A 17,990-nucleotide genomic window follows, 5' to 3' on the forward strand; every position below is an offset into this window, starting at 1 on the left:
ACGTATGGCAGAAGAAACCGATTTAGAAATTGAAGAAGCTGGTGGGTCTAAAAAGAAACTCATCATCATCATCGCTGCAGTTGTAGTGATTTTGGGAGGTGTTGCTGGTTTCTTCTTGATGTCTGGAGGGGAGGAAGAAGAAGCTTCCTTGGCAGAAGAGTCAACCGCGGTGCAAGAAGACCTGAGTGAGCAAAATGCAGCTGAAATGGGCAGTGCGTTATATGTCGCGATGCCAAGACCTTTTGTCTTTAATGTGCCAGGTGCCAGTAGAGACCGGATCGTGCAAATTAAAGTACAATTACTCGTACGTGGTGATGTTAACGAAGAAGTTGCTAAAAAGCATATACCACTGATCGAAGGCACTTTACTGGGCGTGTTTTCCACGACTACTGCGGATGAATTAAGCACAAGTGCAGGAAAAGAAACACTGCGTTTATCTGCACTAGATAAAGTTCAAGCTGCAATGGAAGGCGTCGAAGGCAGCAAGGTTATTGAACGTGTGCTGTTTACTGGTTTTGTAATGCAGTAGGACGAGATTGTGAGCGACTTATTATCACAAGACGAAATCGATGCGCTACTCCATGGTGTTGATGAAGTCGAAGAAGATGAAGTATCCACAGGAGAAGATGGCGAGGATGCTAATGCCTTGCAATATGACTTTTCCTCACAAGACCGAATCGTTCGGGGTCGAATGCCGACTCTGGAGATTGTTAATGAGCGATTTGCGAGGCACATGCGGATCAGCTTATTCAATATGATGAGACGTACAGCTGAAGTATCCATCAACGGGGTTCAAATGCTCAAGTTCGGTGAATATATTCATACCCTGTTTGTTCCAACCAGCCTCAACATGGTGCGATTTCGCCCTCTGAAAGGCACGGGTTTGATCACCATGGAAGCCAGATTAGTGTTCATTTTAGTTGATAACTTTTTTGGTGGCGATGGTCGTTATCATGCCAAAATTGAAGGGCGAGAATTTACACCTACAGAGCGACGAATTGTGCAGATGCTGCTCAAGATAATCTTTGAAGATTATAAAGAGGCTTGGGCACCCGTCATGGATGTCTCATTTGAATATTTAGACTCTGAAGTCAACCCTGCCATGGCGAATATAGTGTCGCCGACGGAAGTCGTCGTAATTAGTTCTTTTCATATCGAATTAGATGGTGGTGGTGGTGATTTTCATATCTCATTGCCATATTCTATGTTGGAACCTATTCGTGAATTACTTGATGCGGGTGTTCAATCAGATACAGAAGATACTGATCTGCGTTGGAGTAAGGCATTGCGTGATGAAATCATGGATGTTGAAGTTGAGATGTCGACACAGCTATTGGAAGTTGACTTGTCGCTACAGCAAATTATGGAGTTAAAAACTGGTGATATTATACCAGTAGAGATGCCTGAACATATAACGGTGTTTGTTGAAGAGTTACCAACATTTAGGGCTAAAATGGGTCGCTCCAGAGACAACGTTGCGTTACAGATTAGTGAAAAAATTAAACGTCCTGAATCTGTGAAGTCTGAGCTGCATGTCTTTACCAAAGGTGGTAAAAAGCTCGATTCAGATGCAGAGTTAGCGGAATTAGAAGAAGATCTGCACCTGTCTGAAGGTGTGGACCTTGACTGGTGATCAAGTTTTTTAAGGTAGTAAGTGCATGAGTGATGATCAAGATACTATGGATGAATGGGCGGCAGCGCTTGCAGAAGCAGAAGATGTCGATCAGGGCAGTGCAGAGGTCGCTGAATTAGAAGAGCTTGAAGAGAGCAATGCCAACCTAAGTGCAGACGAAAAAAGAAAATTAGATACGATATTAGACATTCCAGTGACTATCTCAATGGAAGTGGGTCGTTCTAAAATAAATATTCGCAATTTATTACAGTTAAACCAAGGCTCTGTTGTTGAGTTAGATAGGGTTGCTGGTGAGCCGTTAGATGTACTAGTTAACGGTACATTGATAGCACACGGAGAAGTGGTTGTTGTAAACGACAAGTTTGGTATCAGATTAACAGATGTGATAAGCCAAGTAGAGCGAATTAAAAAGCTTAGGTAAACGCGCTAACAATGACTTGGATAATGTTTGCAAATGTGGCTGCGGCAACGCAGTCTTCAGGGCCTAATTTAGATATAGTAACAGTGATTTTGTCGTTGCTATCAATTGTGGCCTTGATAATTGGGTTAGCGTGGTTGGTAAAACGGGTTAATCCAAACGTAGGTAATAATCAGGACTTTAAAGTGGTCCGGAGTTTACCTCTAGGGACGCGAGAGAGGCTTCTCGTTATCGAAATTGATGACAAACAGCACCTGCTCGGTGTAACTCCTCAAAATATTAATTATTTATATCAGTTAGAAACCCCCTTAGATGAAAGTCAAACGGCACCTTTTGTAAAAGAGCTGAGTCGTTTTATGAATCAACCCACAACAAAAACAAAGTGAGTATCATGCTTCGATTCCTGATCCTGTGTGGATTAATTTTCTTCTTTCCTCAAGTGAGCGCTAATGATGGTATTGAAGCGCTGAGTGTGACGACAAATCCTGATGGTTCACAAGAATATTCGGTGACACTACAAGTGTTAGCCATCATGACTGCGTTCAGTTTTATCCCTGCAGCGCTCATCATGATGACCTCGTTTACACGGATCATTGTCGTATTGGCGATTTTACGTCAAGCGATAGGCTTACAGCAGTCGCCGTCTAATCAAATCTTGGTCGGCATGTCATTATTTTTGACTTTTTTCATTATGGCGCCCATTTTTAGTAAAATTTATGATGAGGCTGTGCAGCCATATATAAATGAAGAAATGACGTCTGTGCAAGCACTACATGCGGCTAAAGAGCCTATGAAAGCATTTATGTTATCTCAGACTAGAATTAAAGACTTAGAAACCTTTGCTAAAATTGCAGGTTATGACAAATTAGATAGTCCAGAAGATACGCCGTTTGTTGTCATTATACCTGCTTTTGTAACCAGTGAATTACAAACCGCCTTTATCATCGGGTTTATGTTTTTCATTCCTTTTTTGATTGTTGATTTAGTGGTGGCCAGTGTCTTGATGGCGATGGGTATGATGATGTTATCTCCTATGATAGTGTCATTACCGTTTAAAATAATGTTGTTTGTTTTGGTCGATGGTTGGTCATTGGTCATGGGCACATTAGCGCGAAGTTTTGGCTTGGGAGCATAGAATGGAACCTGAAGTATTCGTTGATATTTTAAGTGATTCGTTATTTGTAGTAATTAAACTTGTTTCGGCTATTGTGGTACCTGGCTTGATAATTGGTTTAATTGTTTCTGTTTTTCAGGCTGCAACGTCAATCAACGAACAAACTTTAAGCTTTCTCCCAAAACTTATTATTACGCTTGTTGCGCTTATTGCTGGTGGTCATTGGATGACGCAAGAGCTTATGGACTTTTTTAAATTAATGGTCATGCGGATCCCTGAGATAGCAGGCTAGCATGGAGTTTTTATTTTCAGATCTCATGCAGGGGTTAAGTGATTACATAATTCCTTTTATCCGTATTAGCTCTATGATAATGGTAATGGCAGGTCTGGGAGCGCAGAGTGTGTCAAAGCGCATCAAAATTTGCCTTGCTATGGTTGTAACACTAGCCGTCGCACCTTCTATTCCGCAGTCGCAGTTTACGAACTTGTTTTCATTTCAGATGATCTTGGTTGTCATTCAAGAAATGATAATAGGTGTTGCTATTGGATTCGCATCTCTCCTTTTATTAAATACATTTATTCTTGCAGGTCAGGTTCTGGCGATGCAAACAGGTTTAGGTTTCGCTTCAGTTGTTGACCCATCGAATGGACTGAGTGTGCCAGCCGTGGGTCAATTTTATTTAATTTTAGCAACGCTGCTATTTTTTGTATTTAATGGCCATCTAATGATGATTCAAATGATTGTGTTCAGTTTCCAATCATGGCCGATAGGAGGGAATTGGTGGCATGTTGATAATTATTACGAGATCGCGACATGGGGCTCGTGGCTATTTGCTACGGCCTTATCCCTGTCATTGGCCCCTTTGACTGCTATGCTCGTGATCAGTTTGGCTTTTGGTATCATGACACGTGCAGCACCACAGATGAATATCTTCTCAGTAGGTTTTGCATTTACTTTAGTTGCTGGTTTGATGATTATCTGGGCTACTTTAGGTAATTTTACAATGCAGTATGAATTTCAGTGGTTAAAGATGACTGAATTGATGTGCAATTTAATTGGTTGCACCGTTTAGGAGGCTGGGATGGCAGAAGATTCAGGTCAAGAACGTACCGAAGAGCCCACCGCGAAAAAAATTAGTGATGCAAGAAGCAAGGGACAGGTGGCCCGATCAAAAGAACTCGGTACGACATTTGTACTCATTTTTTCAGCTATAGCGCTTATCCTGTATGGGGCCGATATCGCAAAAGGCCTCTATAATATTATGGGGCGTATGCTGACACTCAATCGCAATGAGACTTACGATACGACAAAAATGTTCTCTGTTTGGGGGGATGCTTTTTCAGAGTTGTTTTTTCCTATGTCAATGTTTGTACTGATTATTGCGGTTGCCGGTGTCATAGGTAATACCTTATTGGGCGGTTTTAACTTTAGTTGGCAAGCAGCAGCGCCAAAGGCAAGTAAGATGTCTCCATTAAAGGGTATAAAACGTATGTTTGGCCCACAAGCTGCAATAGAATTGCTTAAATCTGTTTTAAAGTTTGTATTGGTTGCTGGCTTTGCAATATTATTTATTACTTGGTTATTTTATGACATTTTACACCTAAGTATTGAGTCGGCCCCTAACAATGTACTGCATTCTTTGCAAATATTGGGCTGGTTATTTTTAGCTCTTAGCTGCACCATGATTATTATTTCTGCAATTGATGCGCCTTATCAAAGCTACACTCATCACAAGCAATTAAAAATGACACTGCAAGAAGTAAAAGACGAATATAAAAATTCTGAAGGTGATCCACAGATAAAAGCACGTATCAGAAGAACACAAAGAGAAATGTCGCAACGGCGTATGATGCAAGATGTCCCTGATGCGGACGTAGTAGTCACAAACCCAACCCATTACTCTGTTGCTTTGAAATATGATACCGAAAAAGCAGGAGCACCAATGGTCATTGCAAAAGGTGTGGACGAGCTAGCCATGCAAATAAGAAAAGTTGCTAAAGGTAATGAGGTACCTATTGTTGAGTCCCCAGTGTTGACACGCTCTTTGTATCATACAACAGAAGTAGGTGACCAAATTCCAGATCAACTATTTACCGCAGTCGCGCAAGTACTTGCATATGTTTTCCAATTGAAAAAGTTCAACAAGGGTCGAGGCAGAAAACCCACAAAGTTGAGTAAAGATTTGCCCATTCCTGATAGCCTTAAACACTAATAGTTGGAACGAAGCTTGCTTTAATTAATCTGCGTCAATAAATTGAAGTTGATAAGTTATGGATTTTAAAGCGGTTTTACAACAAATTAATCGAGACAAAAAAGACTATGCGAAGGGGATCGGTACGCCTTTGCTTGTTCTTGCTGCATTAGGCATGGTTATTTTGCCCATGCCGCCGTTTTTATTAGATATCTTATTTTCATTTAATATTGCACTGGCACTAGTTGTGCTCTTGGTAACTGTTTACACCATGAAGCCACTTGAATTTGGTATGTTCCCCGCAGTGCTTTTAATTGCGACAATCATGAGACTTGCTTTGAATGTTGCCAGTACTCGGGTTGTACTTCTGGAAGGTCACAATGGCGGAGATGCCGCTGGTAAAGTAATTGAAGCGTTTGGATCCGTTGTAATTGGTGGTAACTATGCTGTTGGTTTAGTTGTATTCCTTATCTTAATTATCATTAATTTTGTTGTAATCACCAAGGGTGCGGGCCGTATCTCGGAAGTTTCCGCACGTTTTACCTTAGATGCTATGCCTGGTAAGCAAATGGCTATCGATGCTGATTTGAATGCTGGATTTATTTCTGCAGAAGATGCGCGTACTCGCCGTGATGAAGTGACTAGAGAAGCTGACTTCTATGGTTCTATGGATGGTGCGAGTAAATTTGTAAAAGGCGACGCCATTGCTGGCATTGTTATTTTGGCTATCAATATAATCGGTGGCTTATTTGTTGGCATGGTACAACACGACTTAACTTTTTCTCGCGCCATGGAAGTTTACACACTCTTAACCATTGGTGATGGCCTAGTAGCCCAGCTTCCTTCGCTATTATTATCAATTGGTACCGCGATTGTTGTGACGCGTCAAAATGAATCCCATAACATGGGGGAGCAGGTAACCCAACAATTAGGCAATGAAAAATCTTTATATATCGCCGCTGGTATCCTAATTGTCATGGGATTAGTACCAGGCATGCCACATGTCGCTTTTTTAGGTTTGGGTTCTTTGATAGGTGGTCTAGCTTACTATTCAAAACGTCATAAAGCGCAAGTTGCAGCACAAGAAGCGGAGCAAGAAGCCAAAGGGACTCAGGTTGCTAATAAACAACAAGATCAAAAAGAGCTTGGGTGGGATGACGTCCAGCCTGTTGACGTAATCGGCTTAGAAGTTGGTTATCGTCTGATCCCACTTGTTGATCAGGCACAAGGTGGTGAGTTATTAAGCCGTATAAAGGGCGTGCGTAAAAAGTTATCACAAGAGCTTGGGTTTCTTGTTCCTCCTGTTCATATTCGCGATAACTTAGAATTAGACCCTAATGCATACAAGATAACACTTATGGGCGTAGGCTCTGGTGATGGTGAATTAAAACATGGCGATGAGTTAGCAATTAATCCAGGTCAAGTCTTTGGTCCTATTCAAGGTGTGGCGACAAAAGATCCTGCTTTTGGCTTGGAAGCTGTGTGGATCAAACCTGACCAAAAAGATGAGGCGCACTCTTTAGGTTACACTGTGGTGGATGCTGCAACGGTTGTTGCCACACATATAAGTCAATTACTGACAAATAACGCATCTTTATTGCTTGGTCATGAAGAAGTACAAAACTTATTAGATATGTTAGCAAAGAGCCACCCTCGATTGGTGGAAGGTTTAGTGCCAGACATTTTACCTCTAACAACCATTGTAAAAGTGCTGCAAAACTTATTAAACGAAGGCGTCGCAATTCGAGATATGAGATCAATTGTACAAACCCTTGTTGAATACGGTCCAAGAAGCCAAGACCCAGATGTATTGACGGCAGCAGTGCGTATATCACTAAGAAGATTAATCGTTCAAGATGCCGTTGGAAATGCAGATGAGATACCTGTCATAACATTGGCGCCCGAGTTGGAACAGATGTTGCATCAGTCACTTCAGAACGCAGGTGATGAGGGGGCAGGCATAGAGCCGGGTCTTGCAGAGCGACTTCAAGGTTCATTGAGAGAAGCGCATCAAACGCAAGAAATGCTAGGCGAGCCGTCCATCTTATTAACCTCAGGTATGTTAAGAAGTGTTTTATCTCGATTTGTTAAACATACTATCCCTGGTTTAAGAGTGATGTCTTATCAGGAAGTACCAGACGAAAGACAAATCAAGATCATTAGCTCTGTTGGGCAATAATAGAGGAACGAGGTGCTGAGTCATGAAGATTAAAAGATTTTTTGCAAAAGATATGCGTACAGCTTTGAAAGAAGTAAAAGATGAACTGGGCGCAGATGCCGTAATTATGTCAAACAAAAAATTGGCAGATGGTGTAGAAATTGTTGCAGCGATTGACAATGACCGAGTGGCACCTCAGCCGCAAGCCGCTGCGCCTGAGGCTCGTCCTGAAATGGCCTCGGCAGCAACGATGCAAAAACCGACGTATAGTCAACCTGCAAGAGTTGTTAAGCCTCAAACACGTCGCCCTCAAGCACAACAACCCCAAGCACAAGTTGCTGACAGCTTAGAAGCACTTTTGGAGCGACAAGCACCAAAACCTCGCTCACCTGAGCTGGCCTCAATGTTTTCTCAATCAGGCATTGATACTGGCGACCTATTTCAACCGAAGACCGAGCAGCAACCTACGTTTAATGATGCACACTCTTCTTCGTCACAGACTGCACGTTCTCGCTCTGTGAAGCATGCTGAACCAATTACGTCTGATTGGGACTTTGGCGATGAGTTAGACTCAGAGCTTGAAAGTCAGCCAGTAGCCAGCAGTGCTAATAATGCTTCTCAAGATGAAATGAGCTCTATGCGTGATGAGATGAATGCTATCCGCCAGTTATTAGAATACCAGCTATCGGGTCTGATGAAGCAAGAAATGGATCGTCGAGACCCAACAAGAGCGTGTTTAGTCGATCGATTACAAGGCATGGGTATTAGTGCTGATGTGGCTGAACAAATGGCATGTTTTATACCCGATGACGTGTCTCGAAAAGAGGCATGGAATGCATTGCTAAATATGGTTGTAAATCAGATGCATACCACTAATAATGACATTCTACGTCAAGGCGGTGTTTATGCTATGGTAGGGCCAACTGGCGTAGGTAAAACGACTACAGTTGCAAAATTAGCTGCGCTAGGTGCACAAAAATACGGTGCAGACAAGGTCGCGTTAATCACAACAGATACTTATAGAATTGGTGCTTACGAGCAGTTAGCAACTTATGGTAGAATTATTGGCTGTCCGGTTAAGCAAGTTAAAGATGCAAATGAGTTAGCAGAAGTTCTTTATCATTTGCGAAATAAGCGTCTAGTATTAATAGATACAGCAGGCATGAGTCAAAGAGACTTGCGTTTGACGGAGCAGCTAAATACATTGATGCGTAGCTCACGAGTTGATATTCGAAGTTATTTAGTGTTAAGTGCAACTTCGCAAATGCATGTTTTACAAGAAACTGTTAACCACTTTAAAAAAGTTAATTTGAGCGGTTGCATTTTTACAAAACTTGATGAATGTCTAAGTTTAGGTGAGATTATTAGCATAGCGATTCAAAATCGCTTACCAATAGGGTATCTTACCAACGGACAGCGAGTGCCAGAAGACATTCGCGTAGCAAATGCTCAAAAATTAGTTAAAAAGGCTGAGCAGTTGTATTTAAAAAGAACAAAAGCACAACATTCACGACGTGAAGCAGTGGCGTCCCAGACAGTAGGAATGTATGATTAATACAGTTTTAGATCAAGCAAGTGGCCTGCGTAAAATGAATCAAAAAAGTAACCACGGAGTAAAAGTAATAGCAGTAACTGGTGGTAAAGGAGGAGTCGGTAAGACCAATGTTTCATTAAATACTGCAATTGCGTTAGGACAACAGGGCCATAGAGTATTAGTTTTAGATGCTGACCTTGGATTAGCAAATTGTGATGTAATGCTAGGGTTACGTGTTGAGCGTAATTTATCTCATGTGCTATCTGGCGAATGTGAACTTGATGAGATTTTAGTAGAGGGTCCAGCCGGAATCAGAATTGTGCCAGCTACATCAGGCTCACAAAACATGGTTGAACTGAGCCCTGCAGAACATGCTGGCCTAATTAGAGCGTTTAGCGAGCTGAGTAATGATTTTGACGTTTTAATCGTTGATACAGCTGCAGGCATATCAGATATGGTTTTGAGCTTTTCTAGAGCCGCTCAAGACGTGATGGTCGTGGTTTGTGATGAACCAACATCTATTACCGATGCATATGCACTGATTAAAGTTCTTAGCAGAGAACATGGCGTGTACAAATTTAAGATTGTCGCGAATATGGTTAGAAGCCTGCGTGAAGGTCAGGAATTATTTGCGAAGTTGTCCAAAGTAACCGATCGATTTTTAGATGTTGCGCTAGAGCTAGTCGCGACAATTCCTTTCGATGAAAATATGCGAAAGTCATCTCGCCGTCAAAAAACCATTGTTGAACTCTACCCTAACTCTCCTGCCGCAGTCGCTTTTAGAGGGTTAGCAAGTAAAGCTGTGAAGTGGCCAGTGCCTCATCAGCCCTCAGGTCATTTAGAGTTTTTCATTGAGCAGTTAGTTAACGGATAATTATGGCTACACCGGTCAATCGAATGGCGGGATATCAAACTGCAGACCATCTAAATAAGGTGGTCGAGCGTCATACACCTTTAGTCAAAAAAGTGGCTTGTCATTTACTTGCAAGGCTTCCTGCAAGTGTTCAGCTCGATGATCTCATTCAATCTGGAATGATAGGTTTGATTGAGGCAACGAAAAATTTTGATGCAAGTAAAGGGGCAAGCTTTGAAACCTTCGCTGGTATTCGAATTCGAGGTGCCATGTTAGACGAGATACGCCGTGGTGACTGGGCCCCGCGCTCAGTTCATAAAAATAGTCGCATGGTTGCAGAGGCGATTGCTGAGCTAGAAACAGCCTTAGGTCGTGAGCCTAAAGACACTGAAATCGCTGAAAAACTTGATATTCCCTTAGATGAGTACCATCATATTTTACATGACGTGAATGCAAGTAAAATTATTGGCATTGAAGACCTAGGTGTCGACCAAGACGTAATTTCACCTGCAGGCAGTGATTTAGCGCTAGACAAACCATTCAATAACGTTAAGAATGAGCGCTTTAATGAGTCGTTAGTAGAAGCAATAAAAACTTTACCTGAGCGAGATGCAATGGTTTTGTCTTTGTACTACAACGATGAAATGAATTTAAAAGAGATTGGCCAAATCTTAGATGTGAGCGAGTCTCGAGTGAGTCAGATTCACGGTCAGGCAATGATTAAACTCAGAGCCAAGATAAATGACTGGATCAATTAGAGTACATTTTAATATTTTTTTAGGTTCAAACCTCACCGGAGGAAGTTTTGGATAAGAACATGAAAATTCTCGTGGTTGATGATTTCTCTACAATGAGAAGAATAATCAAAAACCTTTTGAGAGACTTAGGCTTTACAAATGTTCAAGAGGCAGATGATGGCAGCACTGCGCTTCCAATGTTACAAAATCAAGAATTTGACTTTGTTGTTACAGATTGGAACATGCCGGGCATGCAAGGCATCGACCTGTTGAGAGCGATAAGAGCCGACGATAGCCTTAAGCACATTCCTGTGCTTATGGTAACAGCAGAAGCCAAAAAAGAACAAATTGTTGCAGCAGCCCAAGCGGGTGTAAATGGTTATATTGTTAAGCCATTCACTGCTGGAACATTGAAAACTAAGTTAGAAAAAGTTTTTGAACGCTTAGGCTAGTTACAAGTAAGGATAGGCTTATGTCAGAATCCTCTGCGCCACAAATTACATTAGAGCAAGCGAAGCAACTTGTTGAGTATCTTGAAAACGGTGAACAAGAAAAAGCTGATCAAATTTTAATTGAAGCAACTAACAAAGAACAATCTGAGTTATTTGCTGAAGTCGGAAAATTGACACGCCAGTTACACGAGTCGTTGAAAAACTTCGAGTTAGACACGCGTTTATCAGATTTAACTACAGAAGCCCTACCAGATGCTAAGCAACGTTTAAACTATGTTATGGAAATGACAGAAAACGCTGCGAATAAAACGATGGATGCGGTTGAAGCGAGTCTACCGCTTGCTCAAGAGCTGGCTGATGACCTTTCTGAGATCAAGCCTACCTGGGATAGGTTGATGAGTCGTGATATACAACTCGGAGAGTTTAAATCTCTGTGTCACGACTTAAATGACTTTATGCAATCTTCACAAGGCCGCACCGACGAATTACAAAGCTTGATGACAAATGTTTTAATGGCACAAGATTATCAGGATTTAACCGGTCAGGTTATTCGACGAGTCATAGAGCTTGTTAGAGAGGTAGAGGACAGCTTAATACACCTATTGACTGTTTTCGGCACGGCAGAAGTGGGTCAACTTAATACGGCTCAACAACCACAAGAAGTAGTTGAAACCCCCACTGATGAACTTTCTGGTCCTGAAGGACCTATCATTGACGCTGAAGAACGAGATGATGTTGTGTCTGGTCAAGATGAAGTCGATGATTTGTTATCTAGTTTGGGTTTCTAATAGGAGAGTATAATAATGAGCTTTGAAGTCGATGAAGATATCTTACAAGACTTTCTTGTTGAAGCTGGAGAAATACTCGAACTGTTATCTGAGCAACTTGTTGAATTAGAAAATAACCCAGATGACAAAGATTTGCTGAATGCAATTTTCAGAGGGTTTCACACCGTCAAAGGTGGAGCTGGTTTCTTAGGCATGAATGAGCTCGTTGATGCCTGTCATGGTGCTGAAAATGTTTTCGATGTATTAAGGCAAGGGCAACGCTCGGTCAATCCTGAGTTAATGGATGTGATCTTGCAGTCGCTCGATACGATCAATGATATGTTTGCGTGTATTCAAAACCGCGAACAGCCAGAACCCGCAGACCAAGAATTACTAGATGTCTTGCATAAGCTCAGCCAGCCAGAGTCTGCTGACGAAGAAATCGTTACGCCAGCGGCTTCCGCAGAGCCTGCACCAGAACCAGAGCCTGTTAGCGAGCCTGAAGATGACGTCTTGTTTGATGTTGGAGGCACAGACTCAGTTGAACCTGCTGCGTCTGACAGTATCGATGAAATCACTGAAGAAGAATTTGAAAGCTTATTGGATGAACTTCATGGTTCAGGCAATGGGCCAGCAGTTGAAGAACCGCAAGCACCATCAGCTGCTCCGTCATCTCCTCCAGCCAATGCAAACGATGGCGATATTACAGACGACGAATTTGACAGTTTGTTGGATGAGTTGCATGGTGTGGGTAAGTTCGGTGCTCAAAGTGATACTACGCCAGCACCTGGCGGGCAAGCCGCGAGTACACCAACACCATCAAGCCCACCTCCTGCAGCTTCTCCGAGTGCGTCCAGTGGTGATGATGAAGAAATTAATGATGATGAGTTTGAAGCGCTACTTGATGAGCTTCATGGCCGAGGACAAGCGCCAAAAAACATAGAAGAACCGGCAGCTGCATCTGAACTTGCACCAGTGCAGACACCAAAAGCAGAAGCGCCACCTCCTCCTGCTGCAAAACCAAAACCGGCGCCAAAAGCTGATGCGCCTAAACCTGTTGCCAAGGCAGCACCTAAAGCTGCGCCTGCAAAAGCAGAACCTAAAGGTGGTGCCCAGAAAAAACCTGCGGCACAGGCAGAAACAACGGTTCGTGTTGATACAAAACGACTAGACCAAATAATGAATATGGTAGGGGAACTTGTATTAGTTCGTAACCGTCTCGTCAGCCTTGCAAATAACAGCAACAGTGAGGCAATGGGTAAAGCCATATCAAATCTAGATGTGGTGACCGCCGATTTGCAAGGCGCGGTCATGAAAACCCGGATGCAGCCTATCAAAAAGGTATTTGGCAGATTCCCAAGAGTTGTAAGAGACTTAGCTCGAAGCCTTAAAAAAGACATCAATCTGATCCTCGAAGGTGAAGATACAGATCTGGATAAAAACCTAGTTGAGGCATTGGCCGACCCGTTAGTGCACTTAGTTAGAAACTCTGTAGATCATGGTATTGAGATGCCAGACGTCCGTGAAGCGGGTGGTAAATCTCGTACAGGTACAGTTACGCTATCTGCTTCGCAAGAAGGTGACCATATTCTTTTGACCATCAGAGATGATGGTGCAGGTATGGACCCTGAAAAACTCAAGAAAATTGCAATAAGTAAAGGCGTTATCGATTCAGATCAGGCAAGTAGATTATCAGATACTGAAGCATACAATCTAATTTTCGCGCCGGGCTTCTCAACTAAAGAAGAAATTTCTGACATCTCAGGACGGGGTGTTGGTATGGATGTAGTTAAAACGAAGATCACGCAGCTGAACGGTCAAGTTAACATCCAATCTGAGTTAGGTGTAGGTACTATCCTAGAAATTAAGGTGCCGCTGACACTGGCTATTTTACCAACCTTAATGGTGATGGTTGGTCAGCAAACATTTGCGTTACCACTTGCTGGTGTGAGCGAAATCTTCCATCTTGATTTGACGAAGACAAATGTAGTTGATGGCCAGTTAACGATTATTGTGCGTGAGAAAGCGATTCCACTGTTTTATCTTGAACATTGGTTAGTGAAAGGTACGGATATTAATCAGAAAAAAGCCGAAGGGCATGTCGTTATAGTACAAATAGGTACTCAGCAAGTTGGTTTTGTAGTTGACTCATTAATTGGTCAAGAAGAAGTGGTGATTAAACCTCTCGATTCCCTACTACAAGGGACGCCAGGCATGGCTGGTGCGACTATTACTTCAGATGGTGGTATAGCCTTGATCCTAGATGTACCAAGTATGTTGAAGCATTACGCAGGCAAATAACATTTAATGTTGTTTGTTGTCACCGAATTTAGTGGTGCCAAAGGCACCACTTTTCGGATCTGTAACATAAAAAAGAGCGATGCCAATGGCAGTAAAAGTATTAGTTGTTGATGACTCAAGTTTTTTTCGTCGTCGTGTAAGTGAAATACTAGAAAAAGATGCAGGAATTGAGGTCATTGACTTTGCAGTTAATGGTCAAGAAGCTGTTGAAAAAGCAAGTAAGTTACGACCTGATGTGATAACAATGGACGTTGAAATGCCTGTATTAGATGGCATTAGTGCCGTCAAAAAAATAATGCAGAGTAACCCAACGCCAATTCTGATGTTTTCATCGTTAACCCGAGAGGGGGCAAGCGCAACCTTAGACGCGCTAGACGCAGGGGCCGTGGACTTTTTGCCGAAAAAGTTTGAGGATATTGCCCGTAACAGCGAAGAAGCTACCCGAGCATTACAAACAAAGGTTAAAGAAATTGGTAGAAAGCGTGTAAGCCGCTTTACTCGGCCTATGGCGACTACCAAGCCTTAGCACATCGCCTAAGCCGGTTTCGAGCTTGAGAGGCAGCTCCACGGTTGCACAACCAGACCGAAGCTTTCAAAAAGCCCCGACAGAAACCACGCCACAACGTAGTTTTAAAGCGTCAGGAAAGTCTTATAAAGTAGTTGCAATTGGTACTTCTACAGGTGGGCCTGTAGCTCTTCAAACCATTTTGACACAACTACCCGCTAATTTCCCTCACCCTATTTTGCTAATCCAGCACATGCCTGCAGCCTTTACTCCGGCATTTGCACAGCGATTGAATAGTCTATGCAAAATCAAGGTCAAAGAAGCCGAGCAGGGCGACAAACTTATGCCGGGTGTCGCTTATTTGGCGCCGGGTGGTAAGCAAATGATGGTAGAGTCTAGGGGCGGCAGTAAAACGCTGAAGGTATTTGAGGATGATAGCCCTAGGATCACTTATAAGCCATGTGTTGATGTTACCTTTGCAAGCACGGCAAAGGCCTATTCAGGTGATGTATTGGCAATCGTGCTAACAGGTATGGGCGCTGACGGAAGAGATGGGGCACGTATGCTGAAACAAGTTGGCGCGACAATTTGGGCTCAAGATGAAAAGACCTGTGTTGTATATGGCATGCCTCAAGCGGTCGCCGCAGCTGGGTTGTCATCAGAAAGTTTAGCTTTGCAAGATGTTGCGCTGCGGATCAATAAAGAGCTGGGGATTGCTTAAGAGATACCAACTTGCTAGTTGCAGCTTTGTCATGATAGTCACAAAGGAATAAAATAATAAAGTGAAAATTTGGACGGTAGCGAATCAAAAAGGTGGTGTAGGTAAAACAACTACTGCGGTTAGCTTGGGCGGCATTCTTGCCGCCGAAGGTAAAAAGGTATTATTAATCGATACTGACCCGCATGCATCACTAACATATTACTTTGGTATAGATTCTGAAGATCTAGAGGTGAGTGTATATGATATTTTTATCCGCGGTTCCAATATGCAAAGCGAAGAAATTTTGCAAGCCTTGTGTCCTTCAACCGTTGAAAACTTAGATATCCTACCTGCGACAATGGCGATTGCGACGCTTGACCGAAGCATGGGGAATCGCTCTGGAATGGGTCTAATATTAAAAAAAGCGCTGGCTAAAATTAGCGATTATTATGACTACGCAATTTTAGATTGTCCCCCGGTGCTTGGTGTTTTGATGGTCAATGCGTTGGCAGCAAGTGAGCGCATTTTAATTCCAGTACAGACGGAGTTTTTGGCACTCAAAGGGCTTGATAGAATGATGCGCACAATGACATTAATGCAAAGTTCGCATTCTAAGGAATATCAATATACTATAGTCCCTACAATGTACGATAAGCGTACGAAAGCATCTCTAGAAGCGTATAAATCGTTAGTAGAATCTTATCAGGATAAAGTGTGGCCGGGTGTTATACCTGTTGATACTAAATTCAGAGATGCTAGCTTGGCACAGAAGGTTCCGGTACAATTCTGCCCAAAATCAAGAGGCGTATATGCATATCGAGCCTTGCTTGAGCATATTGGTGAATTAGAAAGAGGTAAGAATGAGTAAGCACCTGTTTGCAAATGAACAAGTGATGAAACAATATCTAGGTGCCTTATTGCAAGAAGAGGATGACCAAGATGTTGCACTTGCGCCAGTTGCAAGGCTGCTTGAATCTGTGCCTGACGCACAAAAGCAACTACTCGAACAAGTCGAGAATAAAGACGCATTAAAAGCAGATGTTGAGGTAAAAGTTCAGCCACAGGAGAAGATTGTAGAGAAGGTTCTGCAAGAAACTCCAGTGAAGCCAACTCAAGAGCTTGAGATAACTGAAAATACAACTATTATCAAAGAACAAGCACCTGCTAAGAGTGCTGCAAAAGAAGCTTTTATTGAAGGAGAGTTTCAGGCTTTATTCTTTGAAGTCGCTGGGCTTACGTTGGCAGTTCCTTTGCAAGCGCTGGGTGGCATTCACCAGCTTACTGAGGTCAATCAGTTATTTGGAAAACCCAAGTGGTTCAAAGGGGTGATGCTAAACCGTGAAGAGAAGCTGAACGTTGTTGATACTGCTCGTTGGGTTATGCCTGAAAAGTTTACCCCTGAATTGGAATCTAAGCTTAATTATCAATATTTGATAATGTTAGGAGATAGCCAGTGGGGGCTGCTAGCAGAAAAGTTAGTCAATAATATTACACTCACTGCTGATGATGTAAAATGGCGAACAGCATGTGGTAAGCGTCCATGGCTTGCGGGCGTTATTAAAGAAAAAATGTGTGCGCTTATTGACGTAGAGAATTTAAATAGGTTGCTAGAACAAGGCCTCGATAGCCGAGAGCAGTAACTAGCATCAATCTGGAGTTTAATCATGAGCCAAGAAAGAATACTTTCTGCAGATAAAAATGCCGATAGTAATGATGAAGTCCTACAGTGGGTGACATATAAGCTAGAGGAAGAAACATACGGTATCAATGTAATGCAGGTACAAGAAGTACTTCGTTACACTGAAATTGCGCCTGTACCAGGTGCACCAAGTTATGTACTAGGTATCATCAACTTGCGTGGTAACGTTGTAACAGTAATAGATACACGTGCACGTTTTGGATTGATGAGTGCAGAAGTGACTGATAACTCACGTATCGTGATAATCGAAGCTGAAAAACAAGTGATTGGTATTTTGGTCGATAGTGTTGCAGAAGTTGTTTATTTACGCAGCTCTGAGATTGACAGTGCGCCAAACATTGGCACTGAAGAAAGCGCCAAGTTCATCCAAGGCGTATCTAATCGCGAAGGTGAGCTACTCATCTTAGTTGATTTGAACAAACTACTCAGTGATGATGAGTGGGATGAGCTGAGTCATTTGTAACTTGTGGCGGCAGTAAATTTAGATGACGTACTCATTGCACTTATGGTCGTATCATGCGTTGTCAGCCTAACTTGTTTAGGTTTGTTGTTTTTATTTAGCAAACGCTTACAGCAAACCCAAAACAATGCTGCGAGGTTACACAAACAATCACATAATGATGCTGAACAAATTAGCATTTTAAGAAGTGAAATCGCAGAAGTAAGAGCAAGTGTGCTGAGTATTGGAAAGCGGCTTGTTGAGTGTGAAACTTTTACAAAAGATTTAGCTCAACAACAAGCTGCGCAAAAGTATGATGACCCAGATGCAAAAATATACTCTCGGGCGGTCAAGATGGTTGAGCTTGGTGCAGATTTAGAAGAAATAATGAGAGAGTGTGAGCTCCCAAGAGCAGAAGCCGAGCTGCTTATGTCTCTACATAATAAATCTCAATAAAGGTGCCAAATGGCAGGGCAAGATCATGAACT

General features: G+C 42.4%; 19 protein-coding genes and 1 pseudogene. All 20 read left to right on the plus strand.

Annotated elements, in window-relative coordinates; translation table 11 throughout:
• Positions 1-4: 4 nt before the first annotated feature.
• Positions 5-529, plus strand: a complete 525-nt coding sequence (fliL, locus tag N477_RS07965) for a flagellar basal body-associated protein FliL (RefSeq protein ID WP_039609455.1) — start codon at positions 5-7, stop codon at positions 527-529.
• 9 nt (positions 530-538) lie between these two features.
• A complete protein-coding gene (gene fliM, locus N477_RS07970; protein WP_063363404.1) occupies positions 539-1,633 on the plus strand; it encodes a flagellar motor switch protein FliM in 1,095 nt (364 codons plus the stop codon).
• A gap of 25 nt (positions 1,634-1,658) precedes the next feature.
• Positions 1,659-2,054, plus strand: coding sequence for a flagellar motor switch protein FliN (gene fliN, locus N477_RS07975; RefSeq protein WP_063363403.1), 396 nt, complete (start codon positions 1,659-1,661; stop codon positions 2,052-2,054).
• A gap of 23 nt (positions 2,055-2,077) precedes the next feature.
• Entirely contained in the window at positions 2,078-2,437 is a 360-nt protein-coding gene (gene fliO / locus N477_RS07980; RefSeq protein ID WP_419555235.1) for a flagellar biosynthetic protein FliO, read from the plus strand.
• A 5-nt stretch (positions 2,438-2,442) separates the two neighbouring features.
• Positions 2,443-3,186, plus strand: a complete 744-nt coding sequence (gene fliP / locus N477_RS07985) for a flagellar type III secretion system pore protein FliP (protein ID WP_063363401.1) — start codon at positions 2,443-2,445, stop codon at positions 3,184-3,186.
• A 1-nt stretch (position 3,187) separates the two neighbouring features.
• Positions 3,188-3,457 carry a flagellar biosynthesis protein FliQ gene (fliQ, locus tag N477_RS07990; RefSeq protein ID WP_063363400.1) on the plus strand — a complete coding sequence of 90 codons (270 nt, stop codon included), beginning with the start codon at positions 3,188-3,190 and terminating at the stop codon, positions 3,455-3,457.
• Position 3,458: 1 nt separating this feature from the next.
• Complete coding sequence (gene fliR / locus N477_RS07995; RefSeq protein WP_063363399.1) at positions 3,459-4,238, plus strand: flagellar biosynthetic protein FliR; 780 nt, start codon at positions 3,459-3,461, stop codon at positions 4,236-4,238.
• A gap of 9 nt (positions 4,239-4,247) precedes the next feature.
• Complete coding sequence (gene flhB / locus N477_RS08000; protein ID WP_063363398.1) at positions 4,248-5,378, plus strand: flagellar biosynthesis protein FlhB; 1,131 nt, start codon at positions 4,248-4,250, stop codon at positions 5,376-5,378.
• Positions 5,379-5,436: 58 nt separating this feature from the next.
• Positions 5,437-7,536, plus strand: a complete 2,100-nt coding sequence (flhA, locus tag N477_RS08005; protein ID WP_063363397.1) for a flagellar biosynthesis protein FlhA — start codon at positions 5,437-5,439, stop codon at positions 7,534-7,536.
• 22 nt (positions 7,537-7,558) lie between these two features.
• Complete coding sequence (gene flhF, locus N477_RS08010; protein WP_063363396.1) at positions 7,559-9,070, plus strand: flagellar biosynthesis protein FlhF; 1,512 nt, start codon at positions 7,559-7,561, stop codon at positions 9,068-9,070.
• Positions 9,063-9,923 carry a MinD/ParA family ATP-binding protein gene (locus N477_RS08015; RefSeq protein WP_023401816.1) on the plus strand — a complete coding sequence of 287 codons (861 nt, stop codon included), beginning with the start codon at positions 9,063-9,065 and terminating at the stop codon, positions 9,921-9,923. The genes flhF and N477_RS08015 overlap by 8 nt, the downstream gene beginning before the upstream one ends.
• 2 nt (positions 9,924-9,925) lie before the next feature.
• Entirely contained in the window at positions 9,926-10,660 is a 735-nt protein-coding gene (locus N477_RS08020) for an RNA polymerase sigma factor FliA (RefSeq protein WP_063363395.1), read from the plus strand.
• A 47-nt stretch (positions 10,661-10,707) separates the two neighbouring features.
• Positions 10,708-11,091 carry a chemotaxis response regulator CheY gene (cheY, locus tag N477_RS08025; RefSeq protein WP_010364893.1) on the plus strand — a complete coding sequence of 128 codons (384 nt, stop codon included), beginning with the start codon at positions 10,708-10,710 and terminating at the stop codon, positions 11,089-11,091.
• Between the two features lie 20 nt (positions 11,092-11,111).
• Positions 11,112-11,879 carry a protein phosphatase CheZ gene (locus tag N477_RS08030; protein WP_063363394.1) on the plus strand — a complete coding sequence of 256 codons (768 nt, stop codon included), beginning with the start codon at positions 11,112-11,114 and terminating at the stop codon, positions 11,877-11,879.
• A gap of 15 nt (positions 11,880-11,894) precedes the next feature.
• Positions 11,895-14,159, plus strand: coding sequence for a chemotaxis protein CheA (locus N477_RS08035; protein ID WP_063363393.1), 2,265 nt, complete (start codon positions 11,895-11,897; stop codon positions 14,157-14,159).
• An 85-nt stretch (positions 14,160-14,244) separates the two neighbouring features.
• A pseudogene (locus N477_RS08040) lies at positions 14,245-15,385 on the plus strand (protein-glutamate methylesterase/protein-glutamine glutaminase).
• Positions 15,386-15,446: 61 nt separating this feature from the next.
• The gene (locus tag N477_RS08045) at positions 15,447-16,232 is read left to right on the plus strand and encodes a ParA family protein (RefSeq protein WP_063363392.1); all 786 of its coding nucleotides are present in this window, start codon (positions 15,447-15,449) and stop codon (positions 16,230-16,232) included.
• A complete protein-coding gene (locus tag N477_RS08050; protein WP_063363391.1) occupies positions 16,225-17,004 on the plus strand; it encodes a chemotaxis protein CheW in 780 nt (259 codons plus the stop codon). Before N477_RS08045 ends, N477_RS08050 begins: the two co-directional genes overlap by 8 nt.
• 24 nt (positions 17,005-17,028) lie before the next feature.
• The gene (locus tag N477_RS08055) at positions 17,029-17,526 is read left to right on the plus strand and encodes a chemotaxis protein CheW (RefSeq protein WP_023401824.1); all 498 of its coding nucleotides are present in this window, start codon (positions 17,029-17,031) and stop codon (positions 17,524-17,526) included.
• A 42-nt stretch (positions 17,527-17,568) separates the two neighbouring features.
• Positions 17,569-17,958: a DUF2802 domain-containing protein gene (locus N477_RS08060; protein ID WP_063363464.1), complete on the plus strand. Its 390-nt coding sequence runs from the start codon at positions 17,569-17,571 to the stop codon at positions 17,956-17,958.
• Positions 17,959-17,990: the final 32 nt, after the last annotated feature.

This window comes from Pseudoalteromonas luteoviolacea H33-S (genome assembly GCF_001625695.1).
GTDB lineage: Bacteria > Pseudomonadota > Gammaproteobacteria > Enterobacterales > Alteromonadaceae > Pseudoalteromonas > Pseudoalteromonas luteoviolacea_B.

Bases quoted from the DNA above. Each gene is read 5' to 3' on its own strand.
- fliO (WP_419555235.1), top strand. From the start codon at position 2,078: ATGTTTGCAAATGTGGCTGCGGCAACGCAGTCTTCAGGGCCTAATTTA.
- N477_RS08020 (WP_063363395.1), top strand. From the start codon at position 9,926: ATGGCTACACCGGTCAATCGAATGGCGGGATATCAAACTGCAGACCAT.
- fliN (WP_063363403.1), top strand. From the start codon at position 1,659: ATGAGTGATGATCAAGATACTATGGATGAATGGGCGGCAGCGCTTGCA.
- N477_RS08055 (WP_023401824.1), top strand. From the start codon at position 17,029: ATGAGCCAAGAAAGAATACTTTCTGCAGATAAAAATGCCGATAGTAAT.
- N477_RS08030 (WP_063363394.1), top strand. From the start codon at position 11,112: ATGTCAGAATCCTCTGCGCCACAAATTACATTAGAGCAAGCGAAGCAA.
- fliP (WP_063363401.1), top strand. From the start codon at position 2,443: ATGCTTCGATTCCTGATCCTGTGTGGATTAATTTTCTTCTTTCCTCAA.
- fliQ (WP_063363400.1), top strand. From the start codon at position 3,188: ATGGAACCTGAAGTATTCGTTGATATTTTAAGTGATTCGTTATTTGTA.
- flhB (WP_063363398.1), top strand. From the start codon at position 4,248: ATGGCAGAAGATTCAGGTCAAGAACGTACCGAAGAGCCCACCGCGAAA.
- N477_RS08050 (WP_063363391.1), top strand. From the start codon at position 16,225: ATGAGTAAGCACCTGTTTGCAAATGAACAAGTGATGAAACAATATCTA.
- flhF (WP_063363396.1), top strand. From the start codon at position 7,559: ATGAAGATTAAAAGATTTTTTGCAAAAGATATGCGTACAGCTTTGAAA.
- fliR (WP_063363399.1), top strand. From the start codon at position 3,459: ATGGAGTTTTTATTTTCAGATCTCATGCAGGGGTTAAGTGATTACATA.
- fliL (WP_039609455.1), top strand. From the start codon at position 5: ATGGCAGAAGAAACCGATTTAGAAATTGAAGAAGCTGGTGGGTCTAAA.
- N477_RS08035 (WP_063363393.1), top strand. From the start codon at position 11,895: ATGAGCTTTGAAGTCGATGAAGATATCTTACAAGACTTTCTTGTTGAA.
- flhA (WP_063363397.1), top strand. From the start codon at position 5,437: ATGGATTTTAAAGCGGTTTTACAACAAATTAATCGAGACAAAAAAGAC.
- N477_RS08015 (WP_023401816.1), top strand. From the start codon at position 9,063: ATGATTAATACAGTTTTAGATCAAGCAAGTGGCCTGCGTAAAATGAAT.
- N477_RS08060 (WP_063363464.1), top strand. From the start codon at position 17,569: ATGGTCGTATCATGCGTTGTCAGCCTAACTTGTTTAGGTTTGTTGTTT.